Source organism: Mesorhizobium sp. Arg314 (assembly GCF_053714275.1).
Map to the genome: position 1 here is coordinate 73,560 of NZ_JBSKBP010000019.1, position 20,869 is coordinate 94,428.

General features: G+C 64.0%; 13 protein-coding genes and 1 tRNA gene. 9 read left to right on the forward strand and 5 right to left on the reverse strand.

Going from position 1 to position 20,869, the window contains the following annotated elements:
- Position 1: 1 nt before the first annotated feature.
- From ACWGS9_RS20695 to ACWGS9_RS20725, 7 genes are all read left to right on the forward strand, one after another.
- Positions 2-616, forward strand: coding sequence for a DUF1326 domain-containing protein (locus ACWGS9_RS20695; RefSeq protein ID WP_454506980.1), 615 nt, complete (start codon positions 2-4; stop codon positions 614-616).
- 53 nt (positions 617-669) lie between these two features.
- The gene (gene pcsA, locus ACWGS9_RS20700) at positions 670-1,431 is read left to right on the forward strand and encodes a phosphatidylcholine synthase (RefSeq protein ID WP_454507000.1); all 762 of its coding nucleotides are present in this window, start codon (positions 670-672) and stop codon (positions 1,429-1,431) included.
- 133 nt (positions 1,432-1,564) lie between these two features.
- Positions 1,565-2,542 carry a quinone oxidoreductase family protein gene (locus ACWGS9_RS20705; RefSeq protein WP_454506981.1) on the forward strand — a complete coding sequence of 326 codons (978 nt, stop codon included), beginning with the start codon at positions 1,565-1,567 and terminating at the stop codon, positions 2,540-2,542.
- Positions 2,543-2,806: 264 nt separating this feature from the next.
- Positions 2,807-4,384, forward strand: a complete 1,578-nt coding sequence (locus ACWGS9_RS20710; protein ID WP_454506982.1) for an ABC transporter ATP-binding protein — start codon at positions 2,807-2,809, stop codon at positions 4,382-4,384.
- Positions 4,381-5,511, forward strand: coding sequence for an ABC transporter permease (locus ACWGS9_RS20715; RefSeq protein ID WP_320216065.1), 1,131 nt, complete (start codon positions 4,381-4,383; stop codon positions 5,509-5,511). The genes ACWGS9_RS20710 and ACWGS9_RS20715 overlap by 4 nt, the downstream gene beginning before the upstream one ends.
- Positions 5,511-6,431 carry an ABC transporter permease gene (locus ACWGS9_RS20720; RefSeq protein ID WP_320216066.1) on the forward strand — a complete coding sequence of 307 codons (921 nt, stop codon included), beginning with the start codon at positions 5,511-5,513 and terminating at the stop codon, positions 6,429-6,431. The genes ACWGS9_RS20715 and ACWGS9_RS20720 overlap by 1 nt, the downstream gene beginning before the upstream one ends.
- A gap of 51 nt (positions 6,432-6,482) precedes the next feature.
- Positions 6,483-7,550, forward strand: a complete 1,068-nt coding sequence (locus tag ACWGS9_RS20725; RefSeq protein ID WP_454506983.1) for a BMP family ABC transporter substrate-binding protein — start codon at positions 6,483-6,485, stop codon at positions 7,548-7,550.
- Positions 7,551-7,630: 80 nt separating this feature from the next.
- On the opposite strand, the gene rimO is transcribed toward ACWGS9_RS20725, so the two are convergent.
- From rimO to ACWGS9_RS20740, 3 genes are all read right to left on the reverse strand, one after another.
- Positions 7,631-8,944 carry a 30S ribosomal protein S12 methylthiotransferase RimO gene (rimO, locus tag ACWGS9_RS20730; protein WP_454506984.1) on the reverse strand — a complete coding sequence of 438 codons (1,314 nt, stop codon included), beginning with the start codon at positions 8,942-8,944 and terminating at the stop codon, positions 7,631-7,633.
- 124 nt (positions 8,945-9,068) lie between these two features.
- A complete protein-coding gene (locus ACWGS9_RS20735) occupies positions 9,069-9,728 on the reverse strand; it encodes a TerC family protein (RefSeq protein WP_454506985.1) in 660 nt (219 codons plus the stop codon).
- Positions 9,729-9,913: 185 nt separating this feature from the next.
- Positions 9,914-10,321, reverse strand: coding sequence for a DUF930 domain-containing protein (locus ACWGS9_RS20740; RefSeq protein WP_454506986.1), 408 nt, complete (start codon positions 10,319-10,321; stop codon positions 9,914-9,916).
- A gap of 752 nt (positions 10,322-11,073) precedes the next feature.
- Between ACWGS9_RS20740 and ACWGS9_RS20745 the strand changes: the two genes are divergently transcribed.
- A complete protein-coding gene (locus ACWGS9_RS20745) occupies positions 11,074-17,886 on the forward strand; it encodes a hypothetical protein (RefSeq protein ID WP_454506987.1) in 6,813 nt (2,270 codons plus the stop codon).
- Positions 17,887-18,104: 218 nt separating this feature from the next.
- Here the strand turns inward: ACWGS9_RS20745 and ACWGS9_RS20750 are convergent, their stop codons facing one another.
- Positions 18,105-18,533, reverse strand: coding sequence for a hypothetical protein (locus ACWGS9_RS20750; protein WP_454506988.1), 429 nt, complete (start codon positions 18,531-18,533; stop codon positions 18,105-18,107).
- Positions 18,534-18,909: 376 nt separating this feature from the next.
- A tRNA-Ser gene (locus tag ACWGS9_RS20755) sits at positions 18,910-18,999 on the reverse strand.
- Positions 19,000-19,586: 587 nt separating this feature from the next.
- Here ACWGS9_RS20755 and ACWGS9_RS20760 point away from each other — a divergent pair.
- Positions 19,587-20,849, forward strand: a complete 1,263-nt coding sequence (locus ACWGS9_RS20760) for a septal ring lytic transglycosylase RlpA family protein (protein WP_454506989.1) — start codon at positions 19,587-19,589, stop codon at positions 20,847-20,849.
- The last annotated feature ends 20 nt before the right edge of the window (positions 20,850-20,869 follow it).

Sequence of the window (20,869 nt, forward strand, 5' to 3'; positions counted from 1 at the left end):
GATGACCGACCAAAGCTGGGCAATCAAAGGGGAGCTGGTACTCTCCTGCAATTGCACGGTTTTCTGTCCCTGCGTGCTGTCGCTCGGCAGCCATCCGCCGACGGAAGGCTACTGCCAGACCTGGGCGGGCTTTCGCATCGACGCGGGCCATTTCGGCGAAGTCGACCTTTCGGGCCTCAATCTCGGCCTGATCATGGAAATCCCCGGTTACATGAGCCGCGGCAACTGGACGGCCGGGCTGTTCATCGACAAGCGTGCTTCCGTCTATGCGGTGAAGGCGCTAAGCAGGATCTTCACCGGCAAGGCCGGCGGCACCACCTCGCTGCTGTCGATCCTTGTCGGGAAATTCCTCGGCGTCGAGCAGGTGCCGATCACCTATGAGACGCGTGACAAGACGCGCGTCTTCCAGATACCGCGGATTATCGACGGCGCTGTGACGCCTATACAAGGCAAGGACCGCGAGAAGGATACGGTGATCACCAATTCCGAATATTGGATCGCGCCGGAAATCATCGTGGCGAAGTCCGACAAGAGCAAGATGCGCGCCTTCGGCCGCAACTGGAATTTCGCCGGCCGCTCGGCCGAAATCTGCAAGCTGGACTGGCGGGGACCGTGAGCAAGAACACAGCGGCCAGGAAAGCGGCAAAGAAGATCGTGGAGCGGATTCCTCTGCCGAAGAAGAAGGTGACGTGGCCGCAGGCGCGCGCCTTCTCCGTCCATCTGCTCACCGCGTCAGGGTCGTTCCTTGCCTTCCTGTCGCTGGTGGCGGCGAGCGAGGATCGCTGGACGGCGATGTTCTGGTGGCTGGGACTGGCGCTCTTTGTCGACGGTATCGACGGCCCGATCGCAAGAAAGCTCGAGGTCAAGGAGATCCTGCCGACATGGTCGGGCGAACTCCTTGACAACATCATCGACTACGTCACCTACGTCCTCATTCCGGCCTTCGCGCTCTATCAACGCGGTTTCATGGGCGAGAACCTGTCTTTCCTGTCGGCGGCCATCATCGTCGTCTCCAGCGCAATCTACTATGCTGACACCGGCATGAAGACGAAGGAGAACTTCTTCAAAGGGTTCCCTGTCGTGTGGAACATGGTGGTGTTCACGCTGTTTGTCATCGAGCCGGGGCAATGGGTGTCTTTCGCCGTGGTGGTGGTTGCCGGCATTTTGACCTTCCTGCCGATTAATTTCATTCATCCGGTGCGCGTCGTGAGGTTGAGACCGCTCAATCTCGGCATGACGCTTTTGTGGTGCGCCTTCGGCGCGCTGGCGCTGGCGCAGGCGGCGCTCGCGGCCTTCTACGACAAGATCGGCGTTCTAAGCGAGCAGGTCGGCGACTTCACCAAGATCGGCATCACGATCACTGGCCTTTATCTCACCTGCATCGGGGCCGTCATGCAGATGTTTCCCAATCTGGGCGTCAAGAAGTCCTGATCCTGGATCAGGATAATTCTGGTTGAATCGTCATCCTGACCTAGCTGTCTATCGGAGCATGATCTTTTCCGAAATCGGTTCTCCCTTTTCGAGATCGCGCAGATCCGGTTCGTACCCTTCAGAGAGTTGAGCGATGTCCAAGGCAATCCGCATTCACGCCCATGGCGGCCCTGAGGTCCTGATTTACGAGGATGCCGATTCCGGCCGGCCGGGAAAAGGCCAGATCCTAGTCCGGCACACCGCGATCGGCCTCAACTTCATCGACGTTTACCACCGCTCCGGGCTTTATCCGCCGCCTGGCGGTTTTCCGCTGATCCCAGGCGGCGAGGCGGCTGGCGTCGTGCAGGCGCTGGGCGCCGGGGTCGACTGGCTGAAGCCTGGCGACCGCATCGCCTATGCCGTCAATGTCGGCGCCTATAGCGAGCAACGGGTTATCGCGGCCGACCGCGTGGTCAAGGTACCGGACGGCATCAGCGACGAGCAGGCCGCGGCGATGATGCTGAAGGGCATGACGGCGGAATATCTTTTGCGCCGCACCTTTCCCGTGAAGGCCGGCGACACGATCCTCTACCACGCGGCCGCCGGCGGCGTCGGCCTGATCCTCGGCCAATGGGCAAAGCATCTCGGCGCGACCGTGATCGGCACCGCGAGCTCCGCCGACAAGATCGAGCTCGCCCGCGCGCATGGCTTCGATCACGTCATCAACTACAAGGAGCAGGATTTCGTCGCCGCCGTTGCGGCGCTGACCGGCGGCAAGAAATGCGATGTCGTCTATGATTCCGTCGGCGCCGACACTTTTCCAGCCTCGCTCGATTGCCTGCGGCCGCTCGGCATGTTCGTCAGCTTCGGCCAGTCGTCCGGGCCGATCCCGCCTTTCTCGATGTCGCTCCTGGCACAGAAGGGCTCGATCTATACAACCCGGCCGACGCTGTTCGTCTACAACGCCAGGCGCGAGGACCTGGTGAAGTCGGCTGAAGCGCTTTTCGGCGTGGTGCTCAGTGGCGCCGTCGAGATCAAGATCAACCAGCGCTACGCGCTGAAGGACGCTGCGAAGGCGCAGGCCGATCTCGAGGCCCGCAAGACGACGGGAACGACTGTCCTTATTCCCTAGAGCCGGATATCGCCCGAAAACCGCTTCACACTTTTTCGGCATCATGCCCTAGCCGGCTGCCTTGTTTTTCAGCGACTTGCCGTGGCTGAGGCACGGCTTGCCTGGAAACCGCTCCGGATTTGCCAGCGTTCTCAACAGGCCTATCTTAGCCCTTGAGTTTCCGCTGAAATTCTTGAAGCTCTTTCAAGTTGGGTGCTGCTTTCCGATGGGAGCCGGCCGCGCATACCATGCTTTCGGGAACACGGAACATGTCCGGGAAACTGGATGGGAGGCACTGTGAGTGCAAATCATGACAGGGCGAACCTGCTTGAGGTTCGTGGCCTTACCAAGATTTTTGGCACGCTGACGGCGTGCGATCACATCGATCTCAATATCGCAAAAGGCGAGATCCACGCGCTGCTCGGTGAGAACGGCGCCGGCAAGTCGACGCTGGTCAAGATGCTGTTCGGATCGCTCGAGCCGAACTCGGGCGAGATATTCTGGGACGGCAAGCCGGTCAAGATCACCAGCCCGGGCGTCGCCAAGAAGCTCGGCATCGGCATGGTGTTCCAGCATTTCTCGCTGTTCGAGGCGCTGACGGCGGCCGAAAACATCGCGCTTTCCCTCAATGACGGTTCGCCGATCGGCACGATTGCCGCGAAGGCGAGGGCGCTTTCCTTCAGCTACGGCCTGCCGCTCGATCCGGATTCGCTGGTCGGCGATCTCTCCGTCGGCGAACGCCAGCGCATCGAGATCATCCGCTGCCTGCTGCAGACGCCGCAGCTCATCATCCTCGATGAGCCGACCTCGGTGCTGACGCCGCAGGAGGCCGACAAGCTGTTCGAAACGCTGGAGCGGCTACGCGCCGAAGGCAAATCGATCCTCTACATTTCGCACCGGCTGGAGGAGGTCAAACGCATCTGCGACCGCGCTACCGTGCTGCGCCACGGCAAGGTCGTCGGCCACTGCAACCCACGCCAGGAGACCGCCGCATCGCTGGCCCGCATGATGGTCGGCAGCGAGGTGAAGGCGGTGGTGCGCGCGCCGGCGGAAGGCATCGAGACCGCGCCGGCGCTGCTGGAAATCCGCGGCCTCAGCCGCAAGCCGGCGACGCCCTTCGCCATTCCGCTCAAGAACATCAACCTGACCGTGCGCGCCGGCGAGGTGATCGGCATCGCCGGCGTCGCCGGCAACGGCCAGGGCGAGTTTTTCGAATCCGCCTCCGGCGAAGTGCTGCAGCAGGATGCCGGTTCCGTGCGCATTCGCGGCAAGGACGCCGGAGGCCTGTCGATCACCGGCCGCCGCCTGATGGGGGCCGCCTTCGTCCCGGAAGAGCGCCTCGGCCATGGCGCCGCCCCACGCATGAAGCTTTCGGAGAACCTGCTGCTTTCTCGTCACGCCACCGACGGCAAGGCTTTTGTAGGCTCCGGCGGCATGGTCAAGAACGGTGCCGTTTACAGCGCCGCCCAGCGCATCATCACAGCCATGGATGTGCGCAAAAGCGCACCGGACCCGGAGGCGGCCGCGCTATCGGGCGGCAATCTGCAGAAATTCATCGTCGGCCGTGAACTCGACCGCAAGCCGAGCGTCATGGTCGTCAACCAGCCGACCTGGGGCGTCGACGCAGGTGCGGCCGCACACATCCGCCAGGCCCTGATCGAGCTTGCCCGCAGCGGCTCCGCGGTCCTGGTCATCAGCCAGGACCTCGACGAATTGTTCGAACTGTCGGACGCGATTGCCGTCATGCACAACGGAGAACTGTCGACGCCGCTGCCGATCGCCGAGGCGACTTTCGAGAAGATCGGCCTGTTGATGGGCGGCGCCGAGCCCGGCCACGCCGAACACAGCCTGGAGGTTGCGTGATGCGCATCGAACTGGTCAAACGTCCGCAGCGCTCGGCGCTGTTCTCGGTGCTGTCACCCTTCATCGCTTTCGCGCTGACGATCGTCGCCGGCGCCATCATGTTCGCATTACTCGGCGTCAATCCCTTCAATGCCTTCGAAATCTACTTCGTCGAGCCGATCAGCCAGGTCTGGCAGTTGCATGAGCTGGCGATCAAGGCGGCGCCGCTCATCCTGATCGCGGTTGGCCTGTCGGTCTGCTACAAGGCCAACATCTGGAACATCGGCGCCGAAGGCCAGTTGGTTTTCGGAGCTATCTTCGGCTCGATCATCCCGGTCTTGTTTCCACAATTCGAAGGACCGCTGGTGCTGCCGCTGATGCTCTTGCTCGGCATGGTCGGCGGGGCTCTCTATGCGTCAATCCCGGCGCTGCTCAAGACACGCTTCAGCACCAATGAAATCCTGACCAGCCTGATGCTGGTCTATGTCGCGCAGCTCTTTCTCGACTGGCTGGTGCGCGGCCCGTGGCGCGATCCGCAGGGGCATGGCTTTCCGCAGACCATCCAGTTCGGCGACTCGGCCGTCCTGCCGGAGCTGATGCCCGACGCCGGCCGCGCCAATTGGGGCTTCGTCTTCGCGATTGTTGCAGCCGTGCTGGTCTGGCTGATGATGAGCCGCATGCTGAAGGGTTTCGAGGTGCGCGTGCTGGGCTCCAGCCCGAGGGCAGGGCGCTTCGCCGGCTTCGGCTTCAACCGGATGGTCTTCTTCACCTTCCTTCTGTCCGGCGCGCTGGCTGGTCTGGCGGGCATCTCGGAAGTGTCTGGCGCCATCGGCCAGCTGCAGCCGGTGATCTCGCCCGGCTACGGCTTCACTGCCATCATCGTCGCCTTCCTCGGACGGCTCAATCCGCTGGGCATCGTGGCCGCGGGCCTTGTGCTGGCGCTGACCTATCTCGGCGGCGAGGCGGTGCAGAGCGCGCTCGGCATCTCGGACAAGGTGGCGCGCGTGTTCCAGGGCATGCTGTTGTTCTTCGTGCTCGGCTGCGACACGCTCATCCACTACCGCATCCGCCTGATCGGCATGGCGCTGACGAAGCCCAACGGCGCCGCGAAACTCGAAGCAGCGCCGAAGCTCGAGGAGGTCCGCTGATGGACATCACCGTCAACATCCTTTTGACCATCGCGACCGCGGCGACGCCGCTTCTGATCGCGGCGATCGGCGAACTGGTGGTCGAGCGCTCCGGCGTGCTCAATCTCGGCGTCGAAGGCATGATGATCATGGGCGCCGTCGGCGGCTTCGGCGCCGGCTACCTCACCGGGTCGCCGTGGATCGGCCTGCTTGCCGCGATCATCGTCGGGGCGCTGTTCTCGCTGCTCTTCGCCGTCATGACGCTGTCGCTCGCGACCAACCAGGTAGCGACCGGCCTGTCGCTGACGCTGCTCGGCCTCGGCCTCTCGGGCATGATCGGCACCAGCTTCGTCGGCCAGCCGGGCGTGAGATTGCCCAATCTCGATATCCCGGTGATCAGCTCGATCCCGATCGTCGGCAAGCTGATCTTCGGCCAGGATCCGGTCTTCTACATCTCGATCGCGCTCACCGCGGCGGTGATGTGGTTCCTGTTCAAGACACGCACCGGCCTGACGCTGCGCTCGATCGGCGACAGCCACACCTCGGCGCACGCGCTCGGCATCAAGGTCATCCGCTACCGCTATCTCGCCGTGATCTTCGGCGGCGCCTGCGCCGGCCTTGCCGGCGGCCACCTGTCGCTGGTCTATACGCCGCAATGGGTGGAGAATATGAGCGCGGGCCGCGGCTGGATTGCGCTGGCGCTGGTGGTGTTCGCTTCGTGGCGCCCGTGGCGGGTGCTGGCCGGCGCCTACATCTTCGGCGCGGTGTGGATCGGCCAGCTTCATGCACAGGCTTTTGGCATTCCTGTGCCTTCACAGTTTCTTTCTTCGTTGCCCTATCTGGCAACCGTCGTGGTTCTCGTTCTAATCTCGCGCAACAAGCGTTTGACGATGATGAACACGCCGGCTTCGTTGGGGCAGCCATTCGTTCCGGATCGTTGACAACAACAAAAAGACGGGAAGCTCCAAGGCTTAACTCAGAGAGGTAACACAATGAAAAAACTGCTTATTGCGTTGATGACCACGGCCGCGGCCCTGTCGCTGGCGGCAACCGCCGAGGCGGCCGACAAGCTCAAGGCCTGCTGGGTCTATACCGGTCCGATCGGCGACTTCGGCTATTCCTACCAGCACGACCAGGGCCGCCTCGAGGTCGAGAAGGCGCTCGGCGACAAGGTCGAGACCGCCTATCTCGAAAACGTCTCGGAAGGTCCCGACGCAGACCGCGCTTTCGAGCGCCTGGCACGCGAGAAGTGCAAGATCATCTTCGGCACCTCCTTCGGCTTCATGGATGCCGAGGTGAAGGTCGCCAAGAAGTTTCCCAAGGTGATGTTCGAGCATGCCACCGGCTTCAAGACCGGCGACAATCTCGGCATCTACAACGCCCGCTTCTATGAAGGCCGCTATGTGCTCGGCCAGATCGCGGCCAAGGAATCGAAGAAGGGCCTTGCCGGCTACATCGTGTCCTTCCCGATCCCGGAAGTGGTGATGGGCATCAACTCCTTCATCCTCGGCGCACAGTCGATCAATCCCGACTTCAAGGTGAAGATCGTGTGGGTGAACTCCTGGTTCGATCCGGGCAAGGAAGCCGACGCCGCCAAGGCGCTGTTCGACCAGGGCGCCGACATCATCGTCCAGCACACCGATTCCACCGCGGCTCTGCAGGTCGCCGAGGAACGCAAGCTGCACGGCTTCGGCCAGTCGTCCGACATGATCAAGTTCGCGCCGAACGCGCAGCTGACCTCGCTGACGGACGAATGGGGCCCGTATTATATCAGCCGCGTTCAGGCTGCTCTCGATGGCACCTGGAAGCCGGACAATGTCTGGCTTGGCATCAAGGATGGCGCCGTCAAGCTCGCGCCCTACACCAACATGCCTGACGATGTGAAGGCGATGGCACAGGCGACCGAGAAGAAGATCGCCGGCGGCTGGAACCCCTTCACCGGCCCGGTGTCCAAGCAGGATGGCTCAGCCTGGCTGAAGGACGGCGAGGTCGCCGACGACGGCACGCTGCTCGGCATGAATTTCTATGTCAAAGGCATCGACGATAAGCTGCCGCAGTAAGCGGCACGTCGCGAAGCCAAAACGAAAAAGGGCGCCGCGCGGCGCCCTTTTTATTCGCGGTGCTTTCTTCGCAAGGAGGCTCAGACGGCTGATCCATAGAGATCGTAGGCGTCCGCGCGGTCGATCTTGACCGTAACGATCTCGCCGGCGCGCAGCGGCCGCCGCGATTGGATGTGCACCGAGCCGTCGATCTCCGGCGCGTCATATTTGGTGCGGCCCTTGGCCGATGTGCCATGCGCCTCGTCGATCAGCACCGGCAGGCGTTTGCCGACCTTTTTTGCGAGCTGCGTCGCGGAGATCTTCTGCTGGCGCTGCATGAAGCGGTGCCAGCGCGCTTCCTTGATCTCCTGCGGCACCTGCTCCAGGCCAAGCTCGTTGGAGCGGGCGCCCCGGACCGGCTCGTATTTGAAGCAGCCGGCGCGATCGATCTTTGCTTCATCCAGCCAGTCGAGCAGCATCTCGAAATCGTCATCCGTCTCGCCGGGGAAGCCGACGATGAAGGTCGAACGGATGGCGAGATCCGGACACACCTCGCGCCAGCCGCGGATGCGCTCCAGCGTCTTTTCGCCATGCGCCGGCCGGCGCATGTTCTTCAGCACCTGCGGCGAAGCATGCTGGAACGGGATGTCCAGATAGGGAAGGATCTTGCCCTCGGCCATCAGCGGGATGACGTCGGCGACATGCGGGTAGGGGTACACATAATGCATGCGTACCCAGATGCCGAGCTTGCCGAGCTCCTCGGCGAGGTCGAGGAATTTCGCCCGGACTTCGCGATCGCCGAACATGCTGGTTTGGTATTTGATGTCGATGCCGTAGGCGCTGGTGTCCTGCGAGATGACGAGGATTTCCTTGACGCCGGCCTTGGCGAGCTTTTCGGCTTCGCGCAGCACGTCCGCAGCGGGGCGCGAGACGAGATCGCCACGCAGCGCCGGGATGATGCAGAAGGTGCAGCGGTTGTTGCAGCCTTCCGAGATCTTCAGATAGGCGTAGTGGCGCGGCGTGAGCTTCACACCTTGCGGCGGCAGCAGGTCGACATAGGGATCGTGGCTGGGCGGAGCCGCCTCATGCACGGCCGCCATGACGCTCTCATAGGCCTGCGGACCGGTGATGGCGAGCACGTTCGGATGTTTCTCGCGGATGACATCCGGCTCGGCGCCGAGACAGCCGGTGACGATGACGCGACCGTTTTCCGAAAGGGCCGAGCCGATGGCGTTGAGGGACTCGTCGCGGGCGGAATCGAGGAAGCCGCAGGTGTTGACGACGACGAGATCGGCGCCGTCATGCTTGCGCGCGATCTCGTAGCCTTCGGCGCGGAGCCGCGTGATGATGCGCTCGGAATCGACGAGCGCCTTCGGGCATCCAAGACTGACGAAACTGACGCGAGGGGCGGACATAAGGTTTTCCGGGCTTTTTGGGGATCGGCGGCGCAATATCACACTAATTGCGGCATTGGTATGGGCTGACCCATCCTGCGGCAAAACGCATTGCCCAACGCAACCCTGGAGCAGATGGAGAGCCTCAGCTCACCGCGGCATTGACGTGCGGCCAGACTTCGACCGCACCGCGATAGACCATGTCGAGCGCGACATAGAGAATGATCAGCAGGCCGATGTAAGCGATCCAGCGATAGCGGTGCAACAGCCTGGCAATAAAGCTCGCGGCGAGGCCCATCAAGGCAATCGACAACACCAGGCCGATGACCAGCACCGGGAAATGATCGCGCGCCGCGCCTGCGACAGCCAATACGTTGTCGAGTGACATCGAAACGTCGGCGACGACAATCTGCAGCGACGCCTGCCCAAGCGTCTTGCGCCGCGCCTTGCCCGCGATCGCTTTGTCGCTGTCGAGGTCGGAATTGGCCAATGCCTCCGTTGCCTCGTGCTCATCGGCATGGGAGGTGCGCAACTCGCGATACATCTTCCAGCACACCCAAAGCAGCAGGATGCCGCCGGCAAGCAGCAGGCCGACAATGGCAAGCAGTTTCACCGTGATGGCCGCAAAGAAGATGCGCAGCACGGTCGCCGCGAGCACACCAATGAGGATTGCCTTCTTGCGTTGATCTGCAGGCAGACCTGCCGCCGCAAGGCCGATGACGATGGCATTATCGCCCGCGAGCACGAGGTCGATGGCAATGACCTGGAGCAGGGCGGTCAGGCTTGCGGCGCTGAAAATGTCCATCGGCTGGAGGCCCTTTGCTGTTCGCTGAGTCTCGATCGTCGACTATTCTGACGCCCTAACGTGGATGGTTCACGCGCGTCAAGGGAACAGGCCGGGGCGGGCCCTTTCAGGGGCCGCGTTACACCGAATATGATAGGAATTTGCGGTTGTTATGTCGACCGGAGGCGGGTCGTCGCGATCGCCGATCAGTCGTAGAGATTATACTTTGCCCAGTCGGCCTCGGGGATCTCGTCGCCGATCTTGTAGCGGAACTGCAGCACTTCCATGTGGTCCGCCGCTGTCTGGCATTTGAACTTCAGCCGGTACCATTGGCCCTTGCTGCGGAAGGCGGCGCCGGAGCTCCTGATGGCGTCGGCGCTCATCTGCGGCGTGGCGAAGGCGTAGGCCACGACGCGGTCGGCCTTGTAGTTGTGATCGTCGTGACTGATCCGATCGAGCACCTCGGCGTCACATCGCTGCTCGAGACGGGTCTCCGGATCGAGTTTCATCAGGCCGGCGCGCAACGCATTGTCCATCGCCTTGGCCGGCAAGACCAGCGTCAGCGACGCCAGAACCATCAGGCAGAGCTTTTTCATGGGCGCGACAAGCAGCATGTTTTGTCTGAGAAATCAAATAGCCGCTGTTTTGCCAGCCGTTGGCCGTCATGCCGGGCCGGTGCCGCTTCAGTTCATCAACCGATGCCCCGCCGTGCAACCATTGGTGCCGCAATTTGCAGAATCACCAATAAGTTTGGAATGTCCGTGTCGTCATCGGGGCCGCCACGTCGTGCTTTCCTGCAAATGGACCGCGATACGCCCAGAAAAAGTCAACCCCGAGAGCCTGCCTCCGATATCCCCGCGCGGAGTACCATTCGGCCGCATGGCAGACCGGCCGGCCCATCGCCACTGCGAACTCCGCGGCAGGAAACGCCGGAAAACCCAAATAGTTCAATACTTTCTGCGACAGTCCGACATGCGTCGGATTACTTGGCGCCGATAACAAATCCGTGAACTCGACCGCCGGCTGACAGTTGGAGCGAAGTTGACAAGGCGCTTCCCTTGGGCCACGCCATAGCCAGACGGGGACGGGTTGAACGACCCGGGGGGCTGCGGCAATGGCGAAGATCGAGACGGCCAAGGGGTCGGAGTCCGGCCGCGGACGCGCGTTGCACGCCTGTCGTCCTGGTCCAATCTCAGTCGCCGCGCCCTTCCTGTTGATCGCCCCAAAGGCAGCGCTGGCCGCCGTCGTCGCTGACAGCCGTTGGGGAGCGACCGCGGCGATGAAGATTGTCAGTTTGCCCGCAGTCGGTCTGAACGCTCTGCGGCGGTCTGCCCGATCGAGCGTGTTCGGAATGCTCACGGGCTCGATGTTGCTTCTGCCTATGGGCAGCGCGTTCGCGGTGGCGGTCGGCGATCCGGTGTACAATCCAGGCACCGGCAATTTCGAAACTGTCTTCCAGATATCACCCAATGGTTGGGTGGTGACAAAGGTCACCTCCGGCGGCACGACTACCTATAACGCCGTTATCGTCACGCCGCCCGCCGTCAACACCACCTATGTTTCAGGCGGAAAGACCTACAAAGTTCTATCCTACACCACGACGACGGTGAACGGCACCACCTACTACACCGGCATCGTGGTCGAGAACGAGACCGACTCGGGCAAACCGCAAACCACGCTCAACACCTATCAGCTCAACGTTCCGACCGCGGGCGGCGGCGCTGGCGGCTCCGGCAGCGGCGGCACGGTGACCCAGGGCAACGATGTGCGCTATGTCGACCGCCAGACCGGTTCAAACGGCTCTGGCGGCTCGAATGCCTACGGCATCGAGATCGATTTCGGCATTCTTGGCAGCCTGACCATCGGCGTGAGCGGTTCCGATGGCCAGCCGGGCGGCAATGGCCCGACGATCAATGACACGCTTGGCTTGGGCGCCAGCTACAGTTCCAGCCAGGACGGCAAGGCCGCGGTCGAGATCGTCAGCATTGGCGGTGACGGCGGCAAGGGCGGCGACTCCTACGGCAACCAGGACGCGCGCCAGGGTGGCGCTGCCGGCCAGGGCGGCGACATCACGCTCAATTCGGCGGCCACGATCACCACCGACGCGGTCGGAGCCGATGGCATCTTTGTGATGAGCAAGGGTGGCCAGGGGGGCGCGGGCGGCAATGGCTACATACTGAGTCAGGGCGGCTCTGGCGGCCCGCCGACAAAAGGCGGCACGGTCATCGTCAACAATAGCGGCCAGATCACCACCAACAAAGATAAGTCCGTCGGCATCTTCGCCCAGTCGATCGGCGGTGGCGGCGGCTCGGGTGGCGACAGCTTCGGCATCGTCGGCGAGCCCGGCTCCGCCTCGGCCGGCGGCAATGGCGGCACCGTAACCGTCACCAACAGCGGTGTCATCGGGACCAAGGGCGCGCGGTCCTATGGCATCTGGGCGCAGTCGCTCGGCGGCAGCGGCGGCAATGCCGGCGATTCTGGCGGCATCGTTGCGCTCGGCAACAAGCTCGGCTCCGGCGGCGGCACCGGCGACACCGTGACCGTCACCAACAATGTCGGCGGCAACATTACGACCTATGGCGTCGGCGCCTTCGGCATCCTGGCGCAGTCGATCGGCGGCGGTGGTGGCGATGCGGGCGGCGCTGGTGGCCTCGTCGCCATCGGTGGCGACGCCGGCTCCGGAGGCGACGGCAAGACCGTCATTGTCGCCAACCACGCGAACATCACGACATATGGCGGCACGGACACGAGCGTCACCGATCTGGGTCCGACCATCAAGGATGTCGGCGCCGACGCGATCGTGGCGCAATCGATCGGCGGCGGCGGCGGAAACGGCTCTGGCAGCGGCGGCCTGGTCGCCATCGGCGGCGAGGGCACCGCGGGCGGTGCGGGCGGATCGGTGTCCGTCACCAATGACGGCACGCTCATCACCACCGGACCGAAGGCGCGCGGCATCTATGCCCAGTCGATCGGCGGTGGCGGCGGCAATGGCGGCGATTCAGGCGGCCTGGTCGCGATCGGCGGCAAGGGCTCCTCAACCAGCAATGGCGGCACCGTCACGGTCGACAATACCGGCATAATCGCGACCGCCGGCACCGCCATCCAGGCGGAGTCGATCGGCGGCGGCGGCGGCGACGGTGGCTCCAGCGGCGGCCTCTTCTCCATCGGCGGCTCGGGGGGCGGCGGCGGCGACGGCCAGAACGTCACCGTCAATTCCTCAAACCACTTGACGACAACCGGCGACAATTCGGTCGGCATCCTCGCCCAGTCGCTGGGCGGCGGTGGCGGCAACGGCGGCGGCTCGTATACTGTCGGTGAAGCGGTGGCGATCGCCATCGGCGGCGCCGGCGACAAGGGCGGCAATGGCGGATCGGTCGAGGTCAATCACGTGGCCACGCCGGGCAATCTCAGCGGCCTTGTAGCCTCCGACATCAGTACCGGCACGCGCACCATCAACGGTCAGGGCCAAACCGTCGTCACCGGCGCTAAGGCCTATGGCGTCTTCGCGCAGTCGGTCGGCGGTGGCGGCGGCAGGGGAGGCCTTGCGGTCGCGGTCTCGACCGCCACATCCGGCGCCGGCGCCAGCTTCGCGCTCGGCGGCAAGGGCGGCCCCGGCGGCGACGGCAAGGACGTCACAGTCAACTACAAGGGCGACATCACCACTCAGGGCGACGGTGCCTATGGCATCTTCGCGCAGAGCGTCGGTGGTGGCGGTGGCGATGGCGGCGGCGCCGTCGCGGTGAGCGGCGGTGGCGCGTTCAACTTCGGCCTCGCGATGGGCGGCGCTGCCGATGTCGGAGGCAGCGGTGACATCGTCACCGTCAACACCATGGGCGGCACGATCGAGACCTACGGCCTCCAGTCCTATGGCATCCTCGCGCAGTCGGTCGGCGGTGGCGGCGGCAATGGCGGCTTTGCCGGCGGCGGCACGATCGGCGCGGTCGCGCTGACCGTCACCCTTGGCGGCAAGGGAGCCGCGGGTGGTATCGCCAAGGCCGTTACCGTCAACAACGCCTCCTCGATCATCACCCATGCGGATGGTTCGATCGGCATCAACGCTCAGAGCCTTGGCGGCGGCGGCGGCAATGGCGGCTTCTCCATCGCCGGCGCACTCGCGGTCGGCGCGATATCGGCCGCCATCGGCGGCGATGCCGGCGACGGCAGCAGCGGCGGCACCGTCACGGTCAACAACCAGGGGAACATAACCACCTCGGGCGCCAAGGCTTACGGCATCTTCGCGCAGTCGGTCGGCGGCGGCGGCGGCAACGGTGGCGGGGCCATCGCCTTCTCGCTGGCGGTTTCGCCCGACCCTGAGGAGATACCGGCGGTCGCCGTTTCGGTCGCGGTCGGCGGCAGTGGCGGCGCAGGCAGCATTGGCGAGACGGTGCATGTCACCAATGGCGGAAACGTCACCACCCACGGCACCGGGGCCCACGGCATCTGGGCGCAATCGGTCGGCGGCGGCGGCGGCACCGGCGGCTACGCCGGATCGGGCTCCGGTTCATTGGGGCCGGGGGCCAACATATCGGTCGCCGTCGGCGGCACGGGCGGCACCGGCGGGAACGGCGGCGCCGTCATCGTCGATGCGGGCAAGGATAAGCTCGGCGCGGTCGTCGCCGGCTCGACCATCACCACCTGGGGCCTTGGTGCCGACGGCATCAGGGCGCAGTCGATAGGCGGCGGCGGCGGCGATGGCGGCTTCGCGATCGGCGTCAATCTCGGCATCAACAACAGCGACCTGCCGCTGGCGTCGATCGGCGTCACCGTGGGCGGCCAGGGCGCGCTTGGCGGCGACGGTTCGAGCGCGACGGTCAACAACTGGTCGGTCATCCGTACCTATGGCGACAATTCGGCCGGCGTCTTTGCGCAGAGCGCGGGCGGTGGCGGCGGCGATGGCGGCAACGCGATCACGGCGGTCGGAAGCTGGGCGAACGCGACGAGCTCCAGCGCCCAGAACACCAACATCTCGGTTGCCATCGGCGGCAATGGCGCGCTCGCCGGCGACGGCAAGGACGTCACCGTCAACAACCATGGCAATATCGAGACCGGCCTCATCACCACCAACACGGACATCGCTGGCGATACGGTGACCACCGGCAACAGCGCCTATGGCATCTTCGCCCAATCGATCGGCGGCGGCGGCGGCATCGGCGGCCGTGCCAATTCGATCAACGTGCTGGTCGGCAAGGGCGAGGCTCCCCCGGATGCGTTGATCAACGTCGCCATGTCGGTTGCAGTCGGCGGTCAGGGCGGCGCGGCCGGGGATGGCGGCCACGTGACCGTCACCAATGACGGCAGCATCACGACCAACGGTTCGCTTGCCGACGGCATCTATGCGCAGAGCGTGGGTGGCGGCGGTGGCGCGGGTGGCAACGGCATCCTCGGCACGGACGAGCTGATCCCGGTGCCTGCGGCGCTGATCGCCAACGTCCTCTTCGGCAAGACCAAGATCTACAGCGCGCTTGGCGCCGCCGTTGGCGGCAATGGCGGCGGGTCAGGCATCGGCGGCCTTGTCGAGGTCACCAACACCGGTAACATCACGACCAAGGGCAGCAATTCCAACGGCATCTTCGCCCAGTCGGTGGGCGGCGGCGGTGGCGTGGGCGGCAAGGCCAATATCGGCGCCACCGGCACGATCAGCGTCGGCGGCAAGGGCACCAGCGGCGGCAACGGCGGCATCGTCCACGTCATCAATAACGGGAATGGCAAGATCGAGACATTCGGCGCGGCCTCCAACGGCATCTTTGCCCAGTCGGTAGGCGGTGGCGGCGGCGTCGCCGGCAATGTCGATCGCGTGCTGGCTAATGGACTTGGGCCGATCCCGGCACTCAACCTCGGCATCGGCCTTGCTTTCGGCCAGGGCGGCGGCAATGGCGGCTCGGGCAAGGACGTCACCGTCGAGGGCAACGGCGCGATCATCACCCATGGCTCGTCCTCGGCCGGCATTTTTGCCCAGTCGGTCGGCGGCGGCGGCGGTATCCTGGGCACGCTCGGCAACGAACTGATCCCGGGTGTCAGCACCGTCACCAACTGGGCCGTCGGCAGCAATGGCGACGCCGGCGATTCCGGCATCGTCCACGTCAACTATGCCGGCACGATCGACACCTATGGCGACGGCTCCATCGGCATCTTCGCCCAGAGCAATGGCGGCAAGAAGGACGCGACGCAGAACTATCTCGGCACAGCCGGCAACATCACCGTCGATCTCGACGGGTCGGTCGTCACCCATGCTGCCGGCACAGACGCCATCGTCGCGCAGAGCAAGGCCGTTGATGGCAATGGCGACATTGCCATCAACCTGACGAGCGCCACCGGCAAGGTCCTGGGCGGCGTCACCGACGCAAACCATGTCGGCGTCGGTGTCTGGATCATCGACGGCAACAACAACACGATCAGCAACAAGGGCACGATCACCACCGCGAGCGGCACGGCGGGCGGCTGGGCGATCCTGTCCGGCGACGCCAAGGAGGCGGTCACCAATTACGGCACCGTCACCGGCTCCTTCGATCTCGGCGCGGGCGTCAACAGCTTCACCAACGCGGCCAACGCCATCTTCAACGCCGGTGCCGACGCCAAGCTCGGCACCGGCAACCTCTTCGCCGACAGCGGCTATTTCTCGCCGGGCGGCGACAACAATGTGATGGCGACCAACCTCGTCGGCAATTGGAACCAGGCCTCGACCGGCGTCTACAAGCTCGACGTCGACCTCGATCCGCAGTCCGACCTGATCAACGTTGCCGGCACGGCGGATCTCGGCGGCGCCATCGACCTCAACATCATGGATGCGGCCGCGGCGAAGCCAGGCAGCCAAACGTTCCACATCCTGCATGCCGATGGCGGTGTCTCGCACAGCGGACTGGAGCTCAGTTCGATCGCAAGCGCGGTCGCGCAATATCAGTTGCAGTATCCGGATCTTAACAATGTCTATCTCGCTGTCGACATAACCTTCGCTCCCACCGGCCTGACCGGGAACCAGATTCCGGTCGCGAACGCAGTCAACGCCATTCAGAGTGGCCCGACCTCGCCGGATTTCCAGAAGATCGCCGAGGCGCTGTTCTATATCCCGACGGTCACCCAGCTCGGCGCCGTCTACGATTCGATCTCGGGCGAGGGCGTTTCCGGGTTCGAGCAGCCGCAGTTCGGTGCTTATGAAAGCTTCTTCGCCTCGATAGGCCGCCAGGCCGATTTCTGGCGCACCGGCCTCGGGACCGACCCGACGGATCACACAGCCACGCCGCAGGCCTATGACGAACCGACGAAGCCCAAAAAGGATCCGTTCAAGGCCATGCAGCCCGACCAGCGGCGCTGGAGCTATTGGGCAAGCGCCGGCGGCAACGGCGGCGAGATCAGTGGCAATGCGGCGGCTGGCAGTGCCGGCACCACCTACAGGGGCGGCAATCTCGCAGCGGGCATGGAGACCGTCGGCGATCCCGACACGCTGGTGGGCTTCGCCCTGGGTGGCTCGGCGGGTTCATTTGCTGTCGACGACCGACAGACTTCGGGCAACATCGTCGGCGCGCAGGCCGGCGCCTATGTCGCGCATAAATGGGACCAGTTCTATATCGACGGCGCGCTTGCCTTCGGCCTCTACAACAACAACATCCACCGGGCCACGGCCGTGCCCGGTTCGGACTCGCCGATCGACCCGGTGGCCGGCATCACGCCCGAGAACTGGCGCAGCAATTTCCTCAGCGCCGGCTTCGGCACCAACATCGAGGCCGGCTGGCGGCAGCAGGTGGGTGCGGGGGCCATCACGCCTTTCGCCGGGCTGCAGTTCGCATTCCTGTCGATGGACGCTTTCGACGAGACGTCGCCTGACGGCGGCGCGCTGGGGCTCAGCTTCGATCACCGCGTCATCACCTCGCTGCCGGTCTCGCTCGGCCTGCAGCTCGACACCACCATCGGCATCGGCGACGGCCAGTCGCTGCAGGCCTGGGGCCGCGCGGCCTGGGTGCATGAGTTCGAGCCGGACCGCTCGGTGAAGCCCAGCTTCCAGGCGGCGCCCGGCACCTCCTTCGTCATCCAGGGCGCCTCGGCGGCCGAGGACGCGGTTGCGCTCAATGCCGGCCTGAAGATGAACTGGGGCTCAAACACCTCGATGTTCGCCGCTTTCGACGGCAAGTTCGGCGACGGCCTGCGGAGCTATGGCGGCGATGTCGGCTTCAAGCTGAACTGGTAGAGGCGGGGTGCGCTCCTAAGCATGTCGCGCTGAACCGGATTCAGGCGACGCGCTTTAGGTCTTTGTTTTGATGCATGTCGTTGTCCCAGAACCGCTGCACACTTCTGGGCGACATGCATCAGACCGCCCGTGCCAAGGAGTGGCTCCCGAACGGTGCGGTGTTCTTCGCGTTGGCTCGAAGACTGGGGAAGCCTTCGCGGTGTAGCTGGGCAATTCGCTCAATGGAAGCTGAAAACAGCGGCCAGGGCGATCGCTGCCGCGGTTAGCGTTGTCAGGGGGCCCGCCACCCTCATCAGCTTGCCGCCACCTTCGTCGCCGCGCCTCAGCCGCGCCATCCCCCGCATGCTCAGGCCGATCGTCAGCACTATGACGACGACGAGCGCCATCTTGAGCTTAAACCAACCATTCAGACCATCGATGCCGCCGTACCTCAGCCAAAGCAGGAGCGGCCCAGTGATCAGGAGCAGGATGAGGCCCGTGCCGGCGATGCGAGTGTAGACCGTGGCCAGCGGCCACCAAAGCGTACGCTGGTCCGGCGTCGCTGCTACCAGGCGCGGGCCGACTTGAGACATGGCTATGCCGCCGCCAATTCCCATAGCCAAAGCCATAAGGTGCAGCCAAAACAACAGATTGATGATGATAGGCATAGGCGGTTAGCCCCCAAATTTCTTAAAGCGTTTTGGACGGAGTCTAACCACGACCCAGGCCGGGTCTAGGGGTGGGGGCGCGGCTGCCGAATAGTTTAGACGCGCATTAGCAACCGCTCAATTTAGACTGAGTGCCCATAGGCAGATAGGCCTTCAGGGTGCCGTCAGGGCTTGCCGCAATGTCAATCATGTCCCCTCTGCGCGATAGCGCCAGACCGCGCTGGAGATCATCGTAAGGCCGATTGCGGCTATGTAGAACGGTATTAAGCCGTCAAGGCGGGGAGGGGCGCAGCGACCGACATTGCTTAAAGGGTAGCGCAAAAAGATATTTCGCAGTCGGAAAATGACCTCTAAGTTATTGATTTTATTATGGTCGTGGCGGAGGGAGTGGGATTCGAACCCACGGTGAACTTGCGCCCACGCCGGTTTTCAAGACCGGTGCCTTAAACCGCTCGGCCATCCCTCCATCGTGATTCCTTCACGAGGCGCTTCGTCCCGCTGACCGCAAAGCCATACCAACAGGAACGCGAGCGCCCATGCTCTAGTGCGCCGCGCAAAGATCTGTCAATCGTTGGAACGGCTCAATCATTGTTTGCGGGAGGCGGGACGGCAGCGGAAGCCGATGCATTGACAATGTCGCCGAGACCCTGCCAATCTCAATCTGCTAATATTTGAGGGGACAATCGTGAAGAAAACCTATGAGAAACCTGTACTGACAAAGCGTGAGATGCTGTCTCGTGCGACGGCCCAGCAGGCGCCATCCGGCGGGCGGCCGCTATAGCGGACGAACCTTTACTCTCACGCGGATTCGACACGCCGGCGATCTTTGTCGCCGGTGCTCGTATTGGCAGCAGAGGATTTTCGAAACGGGAACGGATGTTCCGAGGGCGCCGGTATCACCTCTCGCCATAATCTCGCCCTGTTGCGGCCATAATCGATTAACATCGTGATAAACAATTCCGGTGCACAAAGGGATTGGGGATCAAGGTGTTGCTGGCATTGGCGGACGCTTGGTTCCGTCGGATGGCAGCACGGTAGGGGACAATCGAAAACATGCAGACTTCGGCGCACCCGCGTCTTCGCCGTGCTTCTGCTTTCGCCCTGTGCGCCCTCTCGGGCCTGCTGCTGGCTGCCTGTGCGTCGCAACCCGAACCGAAGGGAATGGTCTACAAGAAGGCCCGCTCCAAGGAATATTTCGCCGAATCCGAATATGGCGTGAAGGCGAGCCCGCGCGTCGAGTTCATGCGGCGCGGCGGCGGCCGGGACCAGCTCGGCAAGCCCTACCAGGTGCGCGGCAAGTGGTATTACCCGAAGGAAGACAAGAAATACGCCAAGGTCGGCCTGGCTTCCTGGTACGGCGACGCCTTCCATGGCCGTTTGACCGCCAATGGCGAAGTCTATGACATGACGCATCTGACGGCGGCGCATCCGACGATGCCGCTGCCGAGCTATGCCCGCGTCACCAATATCGAGACCGGCAGTTCAGTGATCGTGCGTGTCAACGACCGCGGTCCCTACCATGAAGGCCGTATCATCGACGTTTCCGAACGCGCCGCGCAGATGCTCGACTATGACAAGGTCGGCACGGCCAAGGTCAAAGTGGAATATGTCGGCCGGGCGCCGCTCGACGGCGATGACGACCGGTATCTGGTGGCCTCCTATCACCCCGGCAACAACCGGCCGGATCCCTCGGACGGCCTGCCGACCGGCGTGATGGTGGCCATGAACGGCCCGTCGCCGAGCGTGCCGGTGAGCGCGCCGCCAGCCGCCGTTCCGTTCCCCGGCCAGTTGACCAATTCGGGGCAAGCCTTTGCCGCGCAGCCAGGCTTGTCGAATCAGCCGACCGTGCAACCGGCGTCGTTCTCGGTGCAGGGCGCCAGCGATGTCGTGCTGCCGGATTTCGGACCGATCGTGCCGCAGCGACCCGAGCTCACCTTGCCGGCGAATTCGCCCTTCGCGGTGGCTTCGCTGTCCTATGCGGATGGGCGGGTGAAGCGCGCCGATGTCTTTGCCGCGCTTGGCACCAGCGGCATGTCGCCGGCCGATATCCTGCAGTCGTGGAAGAAATCGAACCGCCAGGAACAGGCTCCTGGATCCGACTACGTCGCCGCCGGTTCCTTCGACGAAGCCGCCGAGGCAAAGCGTGTGGCCGCGGCGCTCGAGCCGTTCGGCCGGACCGAGATCCAGCGCACCGAGCTCGACGGCAACGACTGGTATGCGGTCAATGTCTATCCGGACGGCCATGGCAGCATCGACGACCTGCTCCAGGCAGCCTGGTCGCATGGCGCGCCGGACGCGCTGGCTGTGCGTAACTGACCAAATTCGAGCTGCCCGTT